Source organism: Staphylococcus sp. FSL W8-1270, from assembly GCF_038007165.1.
GTDB lineage: Bacteria > Bacillota > Bacilli > Staphylococcales > Staphylococcaceae > Staphylococcus > Staphylococcus hominis.
The window spans coordinates 1388933-1403527 of sequence record NZ_JBBOWQ010000001.1; the positions used below are offsets into that span (position 1 = coordinate 1388933).

Annotated in this window: 11 protein-coding genes; 3 read left to right on the forward strand and 8 right to left on the reverse strand. The window is 30.8% G+C overall.

The annotated features are described in order from the left end of the window. Positions 1 to 16 precede the first annotated feature (16 nt). The gene (gene plsY / locus NSU06_RS07025) at positions 17 to 625 is read left to right on the forward strand and encodes a glycerol-3-phosphate 1-O-acyltransferase PlsY (protein WP_048762424.1); all 609 of its coding nucleotides are present in this window, start codon (positions 17 to 19) and stop codon (positions 623 to 625) included. A 157-nt stretch (positions 626 to 782) separates the two neighbouring features. Continuing rightward, positions 783 to 1082: a HesB/YadR/YfhF family protein gene (locus NSU06_RS07030; protein WP_061544427.1), complete on the forward strand. Its 300-nt coding sequence runs from the start codon at positions 783 to 785 to the stop codon at positions 1080 to 1082. Positions 1083 to 1130: 48 nt separating this feature from the next. Here NSU06_RS07030 and menI read toward each other — a convergent pair whose 3' ends face one another. The 3 genes from menI to NSU06_RS07045 form a co-directional block, all read right to left on the reverse strand. Continuing rightward, positions 1131 to 1601 (reverse strand): 1,4-dihydroxy-2-naphthoyl-CoA hydrolase MenI, encoded by a 471-nt coding sequence (menI, locus tag NSU06_RS07035; RefSeq protein WP_017174672.1) that lies wholly within the window; start codon positions 1599 to 1601, stop codon positions 1131 to 1133. A gap of 195 nt (positions 1602 to 1796) precedes the next feature. Continuing rightward, positions 1797 to 4502 (reverse strand): aconitate hydratase AcnA, encoded by a 2706-nt coding sequence (acnA, locus tag NSU06_RS07040; protein WP_340779673.1) that lies wholly within the window; start codon positions 4500 to 4502, stop codon positions 1797 to 1799. 371 nt (positions 4503 to 4873) lie between these two features. Then, positions 4874 to 6520: a glycine betaine uptake BCCT transporter gene (locus NSU06_RS07045; RefSeq protein WP_017174670.1), complete on the reverse strand. Its 1647-nt coding sequence runs from the start codon at positions 6518 to 6520 to the stop codon at positions 4874 to 4876. A gap of 215 nt (positions 6521 to 6735) precedes the next feature. Between NSU06_RS07045 and mscL the strand changes: the two genes are divergently transcribed. Beyond that, positions 6736 to 7092 carry a large conductance mechanosensitive channel protein MscL gene (gene mscL, locus NSU06_RS07050; protein WP_017174669.1) on the forward strand — a complete coding sequence of 119 codons (357 nt, stop codon included), beginning with the start codon at positions 6736 to 6738 and terminating at the stop codon, positions 7090 to 7092. Positions 7093 to 7132: 40 nt separating this feature from the next. Here the strand turns inward: mscL and sbcC are convergent, their stop codons facing one another. The 5 genes from sbcC to tkt all read right to left on the reverse strand — a co-directional run bounded on the left by sbcC (position 7133) and on the right by tkt (position 14517). Further along, a complete protein-coding gene (sbcC, locus tag NSU06_RS07055; RefSeq protein WP_145438584.1) occupies positions 7133 to 10168 on the reverse strand; it encodes an exonuclease subunit SbcC in 3036 nt (1011 codons plus the stop codon). A 1-nt stretch (position 10169) separates the two neighbouring features. Then, positions 10170 to 11294, reverse strand: a complete 1125-nt coding sequence (gene sbcD, locus NSU06_RS07060; protein WP_017174667.1) for an exonuclease subunit SbcD — start codon at positions 11292 to 11294, stop codon at positions 10170 to 10172. A gap of 160 nt (positions 11295 to 11454) precedes the next feature. Continuing rightward, complete coding sequence (locus tag NSU06_RS07065) at positions 11455 to 11922, reverse strand: CcdC family protein (RefSeq protein ID WP_002449105.1); 468 nt, start codon at positions 11920 to 11922, stop codon at positions 11455 to 11457. Positions 11923 to 12054: 132 nt separating this feature from the next. Then, on the reverse strand, positions 12055 to 12297 hold the full coding sequence (locus NSU06_RS07070) for a YneF family protein (RefSeq protein WP_048762473.1): 243 nt from the start codon (positions 12295 to 12297) through the stop codon (positions 12055 to 12057). Between the two features lie 231 nt (positions 12298 to 12528). Continuing rightward, a complete protein-coding gene (tkt, locus tag NSU06_RS07075) occupies positions 12529 to 14517 on the reverse strand; it encodes a transketolase (RefSeq protein ID WP_017174666.1) in 1989 nt (662 codons plus the stop codon). Between the last annotated feature and the right edge of the window lie 78 nt (positions 14518 to 14595).

The following is a 14595-nucleotide window of genomic DNA, read 5'->3' on the forward strand; positions in this document are numbered from 1 at the left end:
GATGTGTAAACAAATTATGATGATAGTTCTCATGTTGATTTTAAGCTATCTCATTGGAGCTATTCCAAATGGTTATGTTATAGGAAAAGTTTTTTTTAAAAAAGATATTAGAGAATTTGGAAGCGGTAATACTGGTGCCACAAATAGTTTTAGAGTTTTAGGAAAACCAGCTGGATTTATCGTTACTTTTTTAGATATATTTAAAGGATTCATTACTGTATTTTTCCCATTATGGTTTTCAGTGCATGCGCAGGGACCAATTAGTACATTCTTCACACATGGATTAATTGTCGGTATTTTTGCAATAATCGGTCACGTTTATCCTATTTATCTTAAATTTAAAGGGGGTAAGGCTGTAGCCACAAGTGCCGGAGTTGTATTAGGAGTTAATCCAATCTTACTTTTAATTTTAGCGGTCATATTCTTTGGAATTTTATATTTAACAAAGTATGTGTCATTATCTAGTATTATTGCGGCAATCAGCTGTGTGATAGGTTCATTAATTATTCATGATTACATATTATTTGGAATGAGTGCTTTTGTATCAATCATTTTAATTTTTAGACACCGTTCTAATATTGTTAGAATTTTTAAAGGTGAAGAACCAAAAATCAAATGGATGTAAAATGGATGATCTTGCACCAAATGTGAAGATTCAGTTTAGTTCTATTAATTAAATATGATAAGCGGTTCATGTTTAATAGTGAGAACAATATGTTTTAATTCAAACAATTTTTGCATTATAAATATAATAATAATTAATATAAAGGATGGTTCTTACAATGAAAATCAAATTGACTAATGAAGCAGTTGAATGGTTTAAAAATGAATTAGATTTACCTGAAAAGAATAAAGTCTTACAATTTTATGTGAGGTATGGTGGAGAATTTCAACTTAAACAAGGTTTTAGCCCAGCATTTCGTGTGGAACCGAGCAATGATGTTGAGATAGGTTATCACGAAAATTATAATGATTTAATTGTTGTAGTTTCAGAAGATGACTTATGGTATTTTGAAGATCATGAAGTTCTAGTTGAAAAAGTAGACCATGAAGACGAAATTGTTTATTCTACAACTAATTAAAAAAAGACCATAAATATCTAATATTTACAGATATTTATGGTCTTATATTTATATATTCAAATCGCTACGTTGTGTGACTTCTAATTCCTTACCTTCGTTATTCAATGCTTCGACTTCACTATATACTTGATGCCATTCTGGAAAATAACGATCTAAACGAATTGGTCTGAAATCACTTGCTTTAATACATAATAGCTGAGTGGAACCTGTGGTAGCTAATTCCCCTTTTTCATTATATACTTCATAACAGTACGTTGAACGCAATCTTGAATAATGTTCTACCCATGTTTTCACTTTAACTTTTTCAGGATAAAAAATGGATTTCTTATATTGAACTTGTAAATCCACGACGGGTGAGATGATACCTTCTTTTTCCATATCTGCATAACTAAAACCTAATTTACGAATATAATCAGTACGAGCAACTTCAAACCATGTAGCATAATTCCCATGATAAATTACTCCCATTTTATCTGTTTCTTGGTATCTCGCTTCAATTTCAGTCATACTATAAATCATATTTATGTACCTCTTTCCAATTAAGTTCACTTTCAATATTAACATAAAAAGGATGATTGCTATAGAATTCCCATTTACTACTTTTATTACTGAAATAGCTCAATGACACGAATGAAGAAAAAATCCTTAGATGAGATTGCCATCTAAGGATTCAAAATACATTCAAATTTTTAAATACTTTTTCGAATAATTGTATTATTGAGCAAGTTTATTTCTTAATACCATTTGTAGAATGCCACCGTGACGATAATAGTCGATTTCAACTTGTGAATCAAAACGAACAATGACATCAAAATCAACCACTTCTCCATTTTCTTTTTTTGCATGAACTTTAATAATATCATGTGGTTGTACATCTTCGTTAATATCTACAGAGATTTCTTCTCTACCATTTAGACCAAGTGAATCAGCTGATTCTCCATCTTTAAATTGTAATGGTAATACACCCATCATAACTAAGTTAGAACGGTGAATACGTTCATAACTTTGTGCTATTACAGTTTTAACGCCCAATAAATTAGTACCTTTAGCAGCCCAGTCACGTGAAGATCCCATACCATAATCATTGCCTGCTAATACTGCTAAGCCAGTGCCATCTTCTTTATATTTCATTGCAGCATCATAAATTGGCATAATTTCATCAGTTGGCCAATATGTTGTAAAGCCACCTTCTGTACCTGGTGCTAATTGGTTTTTAATTCTAATATTCGCAAATGTACCACGCACCATAACTTCATGGTTACCACGACGAGAACCATATGAGTTAAAATCACGAATAGGCACGTCATGATTTAATAAGTATTTACCTGCTGGTGTATCTTTACCAATAGCACCTGCTGGAGAAATGTGGTCAGTTGTAACTGAGTCACCAAATTTACCCATTACACGTAAATCTTTTAATGGTTCAATGGTACCTGGTTTTTTTGATAAACCTTGGAAGAATGTTGGATTTTGAATATATGTTGAATTAGGATCGAAGTCATATAATGGAGAGTCAGTAACATCAATCTCATTCCACATTTCATTATTGTTGTATACATTTTTATATTCTTCTTTAAATAATTCAGGTGTTACAACACTATCTACTGTATCAGCAACTTCTTTAATTGAAGGCCAAATATCATTTAAGTATACATCTTGACCATCTTTACCTTTACCAAGTGGTTCATTTTGTAAATCAATATCAACTGTACCAGCTAAAGCATACGCAACGACTAATTGAGGTGAAGCAAGATAGTTCGCTTTTACTAATGGATGGATTCGACCTTCAAAGTTACGGTTACCAGATAATACAGAAGTAACTAGTAAATCTTCTTTAGCAATAGCTTTTTCAATTTCTGGCAATAGCGGTCCAGAGTTACCAATACAAGTTGTACATCCATAACCTACTAGATTAAATCCTAAATCATCAAGATATTTTTGTAATCCAGAATCACGTAAGTAACCTGTCACTACTTTTGAACCTGGTGCTAATGATGTTTTAACATATTCAGGCACTTTTAATCCTTTTTCAACTGCTTTTTTCGCAACTAAACCAGCACCTAACATAACGTAAGGATTCGATGTGTTTGTACATGAAGTAATCGCTGCAATTGCAATGTCTCCTGTTTTCATAGTTGTTTCAGAACCATCGTTAAATTGAATATTAGCTGATTTATCAAATTCGCTTTGATCCAAACCATGACCTTGGTTTCCAGCAGGAGCTGTTACAGATTTTTCGAATTCTTTTTTCATATCACTTAAGAAAATTAAATCTTGAGGACGTTTAGGACCAGATAGTGAAGCTTCAACTGTCGATAAATCTAAATGAATTACATCTGTATATTGTGGATCTTCTTTATCTGATGTAAAGAACATATTGTTTTGTTGTAAATAAGCTTTAACTAACTCAATATGCTCTTCAGAGCGGCCAGTTAATTTCATATATTTAAGTGACTCTTCATCAATTGGGAAGAAACCACAAGTTGCACCATATTCAGGAGCCATGTTAGCAATAGTCGCTCGATCAGCTAATGGTAAATCGGCAACACCAGGACCGAAGAATTCTATAAATTTACCAACTACACCTTTTTTACGTAGCTCTTGAGTTACTCGTAATGCTAAGTCAGTGGCAGTTGATCCTTGAGGTAATGAATTAGTTAAGCGTACTCCAATCACTTCAGGAATTGGGAAATATGATGGTTGACCAAGCATACCTGCTTCAGCTTCAATACCACCAACACCCCAGCCTAATACACCAATACCATTTATCATAGTAGTATGTGAATCTGTACCAACAAGTGTATCTGGGAAAGCAGTTTGTTCACCGTCCACGTCTCTTACATGAACTACCTTAGCTAAATATTCTAAGTTAACTTGGTGTACGATACCTGTTGCAGGCGGTACAGCATTATAATTATTAAATGCTTTTGTAGCCCAGTTTAAAAATTGATAACGTTCATAGTTTCTTTCAAATTCTAATTTCATATTGCGTTCTAACGCACGTGGGTTTGCATAGCTATCTACTTGTACAGAGTGATCGATGACTAAATCAACCGGTACTTCTGGATTAATTTTATTAATATCTCCACCTACATCATTCATAGCTTTACGTAATGAAGCTAAGTCGACAACCGCAGGCACCCCTGTAAAATCTTGTAAGATTACGCGAGAAGGTTTGAAAGGTACTTCTCCTTCATTACCTTCTTTACCAAAATGGGCTAATGCTTTAATATGATCATCTGTAATAACAAAGTCATCTTCTTGTCTTAATACTGATTCTAGTAGAACACGAATAGAATAAGGTAACTTACTAATTTTAGTTAAACCTTGTTCTTCAAGACTTTTTAAATCATAATATGTATATGATTTACCTCGAACTTCAAATGATTTTTTTGCTTGTTCTTTAATGTTAGAAGTCATTTGATTATCCCCCTTGAATATTAAAAATTCATAATTATACTTCTTTAATTAAATTGTATAATTATATGTTTTTTAAAACAACTATATATCACTAGAATTTGAGTGATTTGAATTTTGGTTTTATAATCAGTTAATATAAGAAATACTTATCATAGTACATTTAAACTATAAGTATTTTTTATTAAATGAGAATTTTTTTCAATAAGCTAAATGAAATAAAAAGGAAAGTAGAATAGAAATTCATTTTGAATTTTTGGCTCCAATATCAACATATATTGGATGTGGATTTTCTTTTGAAAGTCTTTATATTTCGATCTAACTATATTAAAAAACGCCTAAGACAAATAAGTTGTCTTAGGCGTTTTTTTTAATTATTGTTCTGCTTTCTCTGCATTACGTCGATTTTGACGTTTTTCTAATATATCAGATTCATAGTCTTTTTGTTGATATTCAATATATTCTTTTAGTCTATGTTTATTAGGCTGTAATGTTAATCCTAAGAATTTGCGTTCTTGGTTAGCATCTTTATAGAAACTAATCATCATTAGTATGACCACAAAGGAGAATGGTAATGCACTAATAATTGCAGCACTTTGTAGTGCGCCTAATGCTTCTGCGCCATCTCCACCACCTGCTAAGAGTAAGATGAAGGCAATAAGAGATTGTGCAATACCCCATGTTACTTTTACCACGTTAGATGGTTCTAATGAGCCATATGTTGTTTGCATACCTAATACAAATGTTGCTGAATCGGCTGATGTAATAAAGAATGAACCGATTAATATAAGTGCAACAAGTGATAAAATCATTCCTAAAGGTAAATGATTAAATACGCCAAAGAGTTGCGTTTCTGCTGACATCTTGAATAGCTCAGAATGTTTTTTACCCATTTCAATACCTAATACGCCAAACACACTGAACCATAAGAAACTTACTAGAGCCGGAACAAGTAATACACCTGAAATAAATTCACGAATTGAACGTCCTTTAGACACACGTGCAATAAATACACCTACGAATGGGCTCCAGCTTAACCACCAGCCCCAATAATATAGTGTCCAAGAAGACATCCATTCTCTTTTTTGAGAATTTAATGCTGCTGTATCAAAACTGTTGAATAAGAATGTATTGAACAAACTACCAATTGAACTTGTAAACATGTTCAAAATTAATACAGTCGGTCCAACAATTAAAGCAACAATCATTAATATTGTACCTAAACCAATATTAGCATTACTTAAATATTGAATTCCTTTACTTAGACCAGACCAAGCACTAATAATAAATAAAATTGTAACAACAACAATAATAAGTGATTGAACCCATACATTATTTGGGACACCAAATAAGTAATTTAAACCACCGTTAATTTGTAATGCACCCATACCTAATGATACAGCTACCCCTACTACTGTAGCGAATACTGAAAGTACATCAATAATCGTACCAATAGGTCCTTCTACTTTATCTCCAAGCAATGGGCGTAATGTTCTAGAAACAAGTCCTGGTTCATCTTTTCTAAATTGAGCGTATGCTAAGGCAAGAGCTACGACACCATAAACTGCCCAAGCATGAAATCCCCAATGGAAGAAAGTAGAACGAAGTGATTCAGTAAAGGCTTCTGTCGTTTTTGGACTAGCAGTTGGTGGTGCTGCAAAGTGTGACATAGGTTCTGCTGCACCATAGAATACTAAACCAATACCCATACCTGCACTAAATAGCATGGCAAACCATGAAATCGTATTAAACTCTGGTTTATCATCAGGTTTGCCAAGTTTTAATTTCCCAATTGGACTGAAAATCAAAAAGACACAGAAGAAAACAATAATAGTTGTAAGTATTAAATAATACCAACCAAGTTTATCAGTAATCCATCCACTTATTGAACTAGTAATTGAATCGAATTGTTCCGGCACAATTGCCCCAATTAGTACAATAATCGCTACGATAATCGCACTATAAATAAATACCGGCGAAAATTTCTTTCCTTTCTTACTTGATTCAGAAGAAGAATTCATAACTAATATAACTCCCTTCATCCTAATATTAAATTTTTTCAAAATGAAAAATACACAATTAATTATAAAAATAATTAATTAATTTTTCGGTAAACCACTTTAATATAATAACAAACGTTTTAATCTTAATCAAATTTCATTAATTTTAATATTTACTAATTTATTTATGTTTTGTATAGTATATTATATAAAAATTAAATAAATAGGAGATTACTATGCTAAAAGAATTTAAAGAGTTTGCATTTAAAGGAAATGTTTTAGATTTAGCAATTGCTGTAGTTATGGGGGCAGCATTTAATAAAATTGTATCATCCTTAGTAACTTATATTATCATGCCATTGATTGGTAAACTGTTCGGTTCGGTCGATTTTGCTAAAGATTGGCAGATTTGGGGCATTAAGTATGGTCTTTTCATTCAGTCAATTATTGATTTTATTATCGTTGCTTTTGCATTATTTATCTTTGTTAAGATTGCCAATACAATTATAAGAAAAGAAGAACCAGAAGAAGAAATTGATACAAATACGGTATTACTTACAGAAATTCGAGATCTTTTAAAAACAAATAAATAAATCAAAAAACATTGGAATATTAATATTCCAATGTTTTTTGTTACTTCCATTTAAATTTTGTGTAACTTTGATACTGATTTGTATTTACTTCAAGTATTAATGGGATTCGTTGTTTTAACTCACTCACATGAGAGATAATTCCTACCATCCGTCCAGATGTTTTTAAATTTAATAATGTATCAAGAGATGTTTCTAAAGTTTCTTGATCAAGTGTGCCAAATCCTTCATCGATAAACATTGATTCTAACGTTATCCCTCCAGATTCTTGTTGTACGACTTCACTTAATCCCAATGCTAGAGCCAGTGATGCTTGAAACGTTTCTCCTCCTGATAATGAACTAATATGTCTTGACTTATTAGAATATAAATCAAATACATCGATTTCTAATCCACTATATCCTTGTGATATTGATTCTCTTCGTTTAAGTTGATATCTTCGCCCGCTCATTATATCTAATCTAATATTTGCTTGATGTATAATTCTTTCTAAATAATAGATTAATACATAGTTTTCAAGCGATAATTTTTGATGATTCTTTCCTGATAAAACCTCAGATAAATTAAAAATTTGTTGCTGCTCTTTTAACTCTTCATCTAAATAGTGAATATGTTTTTCAATTTTTGCAAATTTTTCATCATTTTTCTTAATTTTATATTGTATTGATACAACATCATTAACATACTGATTATATTTTTCTTCGATATGTTCTTTTTGCATTTCAAGATTAGATATATCTTCAAGTTCTTTTTCACTTGTAAGACGTGTTAATCGTTCTATTTCAACGTTATATTTATATTGTTCCTTATCGAAGTGATTAATTCTTTTTTCAATATGCTCTATATCTTGAAGTTCATGTTTTAATTTTTTTATTTCATCTTCATTTTCTAAACCTAATCGTTTCATTTCTTTTCGGATAGTTGTTGTAAAATAATCTAATTCGTTTTGTAGTTCTTTACTCGTAGTCAAATAATTATCAACACTATTTTTTTCTAAAGCTAGCGCATTTTGATATGATTGCATATTTTTATTAGTATCATCAACATGTTGATGATACTCATCAATCTCTTTTCGAAGACTTAAGTAATAATTTTTAAAAGTTTCAATACTTGAATATCCTGTGCTTATTTCAAAATCTTGAATTAAAGTTTGATTCTGACGTTTTTGAGAAGCTAATTTCTCTAATTTAAGTTCCTGCTGATGCTTCTCTTGCTGTAACGCATGAAATTGTTGTTGTAATTTATCTAACTCTTCTAATTGTTGTTGTAATTGTATTTTTTCAGACTTTGCACATTGTAACTTTTCTTTGATTTGGTCTAAATTAATCGATTCATACTCTATCTCTCCTAAATCTGATATGTTTTGAGAGAGTAATTCACACGTCGTTTCGCTTTTACTTAAATGCTGTTTTTTTTCATTAATTTCATCAGAAAGTTTATCAAGTAATTGATGATTTTGATTAATAGTTTCAAAATCAATATGCTGATTTAAAGATTCAACTTCATTTCCACATATTGGACATGTATCGCCAATACGTAACGCTGACTTTATTTCAATAATAAAGGTTTGTTTATCATTTAAATCAATATTACGTTTATCAATGCTTTCTAACTGTTGATTGAGTGTATCAATCTCATTTTTTAAATTTTGTATCTTTTTTGAATGTTGATGATATTGTTGTTTTAGGGAAACTTGCTTTTCATACTTATCTTTTAAACTTTGTTGTTCATCTAATTGTTTTTGTAATTGATATATTTGTTCAGTCAGCTCATCAATAGCTTTATTATCCACTTTATAGCTATCAATAGATTGACTCATTTTATGTCCTTTATTAATTAACTGCTCTTGCTCTTTCATCATTTCATTATAATTATGAATAATATGTTCTTGCTCTTCAAATGCTTGTTGATATTTATCCAATTGATGATAAAAAGGCTTCGATTGTTCTAAATTCTCACTTTTTAAGTGGTATGAGTCACTCATCTTGTTTAATTGTTTATGTTCTTTTTCAAGTATGTTTATTTTATTATTTATTTGCGATATTTTATTCTCAGTCTCTATTATTTTGGTTTTTATTATTTGATACTTCTCTTCTTTCAAACGTTGTTGATCATATAAATTAAATAGCATGCCAGTATCTTTTAATCGATTTAATTTTACTTTTAATGCTTGTATGTCTTCAATCTGTTCATCTAATTGATGTTTTAATTGGTGGTATTCTTCTAATTCAATCAGTTGTTGTTCTAACTTTTTATTTAAATCAATGCGTTTTATTATAGAATGTAATTGTTCTTTTTGCTCATTTTTTATATGTAGTCTTTGTTCTTCGAGTTGATGACCTATCGTTTTGAAGTTGGGAATAGCCTGCAATAATTCTTGAGTTTTTATATGATGGATTTGTTTCAATTGAATTAATTGCTCATCATCAAATGCGTCAATATCTTCCCATAGTAATTTAATTTGATCGTATCTTTTTTCAATTTGTTTTTTCTCTTCTTTCATTTCATTTTTGAGCAAATTTTGAATTTCCTCAAAACGTATACTATTAAATAAAGTTCTTAATATCCCCTGTTTATCTGTACTATTGGATACTAAAAATTTTTTAAATTCACCTTGTGGAAGAATAAATAACTGTCTAAATTGTTCAGCATTAACGCCTAGTAATGACTTAATATATTGATTTCCAGCACTGATTTTACTTTCTCTTAATTCATATGTTTCACTTTTAGAATCATATTCATACACATCTAGTTTTCCTGGTGTTTGACTAGTGTTTCCCTCTTTAGTAAAAGCACCCTGACGAATAATTTTGAAATATTTTTCATTAAGTTGAAATTCATATTCAACCCACATAGGAGATTTTGCCTCTGCAAAATGACTTCTTAATCCCGCTTCACTTCTGCCTTCTGTAGAAGCTTTTCCAAATAACGAAAATACAATTGCATCAAAAATCATGGTTTTTCCCGAACCAGTTTTACCACTAATTAAAAAAAGCTGATCATTTTTAATTTGAGTAAAATCTATCTTTTCATGTAAGAATGGGCCAAAATTATTTAACGTTAATTTTATTGGTTTCATTTTAGACCTCCTTATTCGATACCAAAGTGATTAAATTATTTATTTTTTCTTCCTGATACTTGGTCATCTCATTATCTGTAATCATCTTATAAAATTGCTTAATAATAGTTTGGTCGTCTTGTTGTTGTATTTGTGTCTGATGTAAAGGCCCCTCATTTTCAAAAGTAATATTGCTAAGCGCAAGAGTATTGGGGAATAGTTGTTTTAAATGAATCATTGGATCACTAATATGCGACATATTTTTAAGTTTGAAATGTATATAATTATCTTTATTTTTAGGTTGAATATGTCCTTGAATCACTTCATCATACTCGCCCTCAACCACTTCAAGCTCTCTTAAAGGTTTAAGTTGCACAAATGATGTTGATAGTTCATTTTTATCTTGAACCACTAAACGTTTATATCCCTTAGGCTGGTTTATTTCTGAAAATGAATATTGTAACAGTGAACCAGAATAATCAATAATGTCATCTTTAATACTAAATGGATGATGTAAATGTCCTAATAACACTTTATCAAATACGTTAAAACATGATTTAGTAACACTTTCAACAGTCCCAATTGTTAAAGGTCTTTCTGAATCCGATGTTTTTCCTCCATTTATCGTTAAGTGACCAATTAAAATATTTATTTTCTCTTTATTCAAATTTTCTACTATATAATTAATACATTTTTCTGTTGCTTGTTGATAAGTTTGAATAGAAGCATCTTTAAAAAATTCTTTTACTTCACTAATAGTAGCAAATGGAAGTACATAGAAATGTACATCATTAAATTCGATAGGTTGATTCATATGTTTTAATTTTGTACGAATAAAGAGTTTGGAATGTTCAAACCATGAAGCTCCATAATTCAATCGTTCTTTACCATCGTGATTACCATTAGAAATAATCATAGGGATATTCATATCTATATTAATAGTATGAATAGCATTTTCAAAAAGATGAATAGTTTCTTTACTTGGATAAGTTGTATCATAAATATCCCCAGCAATCACAACTACATCAGGTTTCTCATCTTTTAAACATTGGATAAATTGTTCTAAAATAAATGATTGGTCTTCAAGAAATTGTTTTCCGTTAAGTATCTTTCCTAAATGCCAATCTCCAGTATGTATAATTTTCATAACATTCCCCTTACTTTTTAAAGCATTATACTTTAATTTTAAAAAAGAGCGAGATTGAATTCTCAATGAACTCACATACTCGCTCTATACTTCAATTCAATTTAATATCAAAAAATAATATTTTATTTAATTTTAGATAAGCTAATAATATTAATCTCTATTATGAGACTAAAGATTTTTTAACATTTTTATATTTATATAACATAGCTAAACGCCAAGGAACAATCATACTAAATGCCAATAAAAAGAACATGCCTCCGATTTCTCCTGGATCAATAGAGCTACTAATAAATATTTTTATGATTGTTCTAATAATTAAAAGTGAAATTAAAATGATTGGAAACGCTTTTGATCGTTTCATATATACCTCAGCGCCTTGAACTTCAAAATGACTTGTCCAGATAAGTACAGATGAAAATATCACACCTAAAATGATAGATTCTAAAATTTCAGCCCCAGTTAATCTAAAATATGGAATAACATACATCAAAGCCCCTGTCGACATAAAGATAGGAGGTAAAATAATTTTCTTTTCATTTACAGGGAACTTTTGTGCTTTCATACGAATAACTATGACAACAATCCCCATAAACAATGCAAATACTATGGAAAAAACTAAATATGCCAAATTTACACCTTCTTATATTCACATAACTAAAAGTTTAATACTATTATACTTCTTAAATACTTCAACTAAAAATGTTTTACAACAAAAACAAAGGATTGTAAACCCTTATGGCATACAATCCTTTAATAACTATTATTTTTTTGAACTCTTCATGTTTTGATCCATGTTTTTGTTCATCATCGTCATCATTTGATTGATTTTCTTTTGAGACGGTTTTTGTCCCATTTGCATCATCATCATACGTAACATTTCTTCATTGATAGGTGGGTTTTTTTTCAAATAGTCCATCATATATTTTCTTGCTAAGAAGAAACCACCAATTAGTCCGATGATAAGTGCTACAATGATTAATAAAATTGCTAACCAAGTTGCCATTGTTTCACCCACTTTCTATATCCTACTGAATTTTACTAAATAACTACCTTGATTTCAAGAGTTAGTTTTAGAATAACACCTCTTCGCTTTTATATTAACAAACTGTTTAACACGTATACTAATATTTATAAATAACTTCATATAAAGTGCTATGCACAAAATAAAAAAGAGCAGGAAAGAACTCATTTTGAATTCATTCCCCGCTCTCTCTATGTTGACTAAATCATAATATTAAAAAGTGCGAATTTGATTTAAAATATTTTCTTTAGTAAAGCCATATTTTTCGACAACTAAGTCTCCTGGTGCACTTGCACCAAAACCATCGATTCCAATTACTTTACCTTCAGTGCCTACATATTTATGCCAACCGAGTGGTGAAGCCATTTCAATTGCAACACGTTTAGTTAATTCTTTTGGAATAACTGATTCTTTATACTCGTCTGTTTGTTGCTCAAAAGCGAACCAGTTTGGCATAGAAACGACTCTTACACCTTTACCTTGTTTATCTAAATCTTTAGCTACTTCAATAGCTAAGCTTACTTCTGAGCCAGTTGCTAGTAATAGATATTCAGGTTTAGTTTCAGTTTCAAATACAACATATGCACCTTTTCGTACGCCTTCTTCAACCGTTTCTTCATCTACATCTAAATAAGGAAGATTTTGACGAGTTAAAACTAGAGATGTTGGTGTTTGTTTAGATTCTAATGCAACTTCCCATGCTACTCTTGTTTCATTACCGTCTGCTGGACGAATGACGTTCATATTTGGAATAGCTCTTAAACCTGCTAACTGTTCAATCGGTTCGTGTGTTGGACCATCTTCACCTACAGCAATTGAATCATGTGTAAAGATAAATGTTGCATTCAATCCCATAATTGCAGATAAGCGTAATGCTGGTTTTAAGTAATCACTAAATACGAAGAATGTAGCACCATAAGGATGTAAACCTCCATGTGCTGCCATACCGTTTACTGCAGCACCCATAGCAAATTCTCTTACACCAAACCAAACATTTTTACCTTCTGGAGTATTAGGATTGTAATCTGTAGCTTCTTTAACATTTGATTTATTAGATCCTGCTAAATCTGCAGAACCACCAAAGAATGAAGGAACAGATTTACTAATTGCTTGAATGATTTCTCCAGAATCTGCACGAGTAGCTGCATTATGATCACTACTGAATTTTGGTAATTCATCTTTATAATTTTCAGGTAATTTACCACTGATTGCCAATTTAAATTCTTCAGCTAACTCTGGATATTTTTCTGTATATGTTTCTAATTTTTCTTTCCACTCATCTTCATGCTCATTTGCACGTTTTAGCATTGTTGTTTGGAAGATTTCATATACTTCTTCTGGAACATTGAAACGTTTTTCTGGATCTAATCCATATGCTTCAAATGTAAGTTTTCTTTCATCAGTACCAAGTGGCGCTCCGTGAACACCATTTGTACCGCTAACGTTTGGCGCGCCGTAACCAATAATTGTTTTAACTTCAATTAACGTAGGACCATTTTGCTGTTTAGCTTTAGTAATCGCATTATCAATTTCTTCTAAATTGTTGCCATCTTTTACTAAAATATGGTTCCATCCATAACTTTCAAAACGTTGTTTTACATCTTCTGAGAAAGATTTGTTAAGTTCACCATCAAGTGAAATATCATTTGAATCGTATAATACAATAAGTTTATCTAATTGATTATGACCAGCAAATGAAGCTGCTTCATGAGAAATACCTTCCATTAAATCTCCATCTGAAGCCAACACGTAAGTATAATGATCTACAACGTTAATATCATCTTTATTAAATTTACCACCTAAATGCGCTTCAGCTAAAGCCATTCCCACAGACATAGCAAATCCTTGTCCTAATGGACCTGTTGTAACTTCAACACCATCTGTATGACGAAACTCAGGATGTCCAGGTGTTTTAGAACCCCATTGTCTGAACTGCTTTAATTCTTCTAATTCTAAGCTTCCAGAGACATGTAATAAACTATATAGTAAAGCAGAACCATGACCTGCAGATAATATAAATCTATCTCTGTTAAAGTAGTCTTTAGATTGTGGATTAAAGTTTAAGTGGCGAGTCCAAAGCGTGTAGGCCATTGGTGCAGCTCCCATAGGCAGACCAGGATGACCAGAATTTGCTTCTTCAATTGCATCAATACTTAATGCACGTATAGTATCAATAGCTAATTGGTCTTTTTCATTAAACATCTTACATACTTCCCTTCTAGAATTAATCATCTTTTTTATATTATAACTTAAAAATATAGTAAATGATAAGATTATAAT

What these genes read in the sequence shown, in the direction of transcription:
- NSU06_RS07070 (WP_048762473.1), bottom strand. Translation starts at nt 12,297, where the DNA reads ATGGCAACTTGGTTAGCAATTTTATTAATCATTGTAGCACTTATCATC.
- mscL (WP_017174669.1), top strand. Translation starts at nt 6,736, where the DNA reads ATGCTAAAAGAATTTAAAGAGTTTGCATTTAAAGGAAATGTTTTAGAT.
- NSU06_RS07030 (WP_061544427.1), top strand. Translation starts at nt 783, where the DNA reads ATGAAAATCAAATTGACTAATGAAGCAGTTGAATGGTTTAAAAATGAA.
- sbcC (WP_145438584.1), bottom strand. Translation starts at nt 10,168, where the DNA reads ATGAAACCAATAAAATTAACGTTAAATAATTTTGGCCCATTCTTACAT.
- plsY (WP_048762424.1), top strand. Translation starts at nt 17, where the DNA reads ATGATGATAGTTCTCATGTTGATTTTAAGCTATCTCATTGGAGCTATT.
- sbcD (WP_017174667.1), bottom strand. Translation starts at nt 11,294, where the DNA reads ATGAAAATTATACATACTGGAGATTGGCATTTAGGAAAGATACTTAAC.
- acnA (WP_340779673.1), bottom strand. Translation starts at nt 4,502, where the DNA reads ATGACTTCTAACATTAAAGAACAAGCAAAAAAATCATTTGAAGTTCGA.
- tkt (WP_017174666.1), bottom strand. Translation starts at nt 14,517, where the DNA reads ATGTTTAATGAAAAAGACCAATTAGCTATTGATACTATACGTGCATTA.
- menI (WP_017174672.1), bottom strand. Translation starts at nt 1,601, where the DNA reads ATGATTTATAGTATGACTGAAATTGAAGCGAGATACCAAGAAACAGAT.
- NSU06_RS07045 (WP_017174670.1), bottom strand. Translation starts at nt 6,520, where the DNA reads ATGAATTCTTCTTCTGAATCAAGTAAGAAAGGAAAGAAATTTTCGCCG.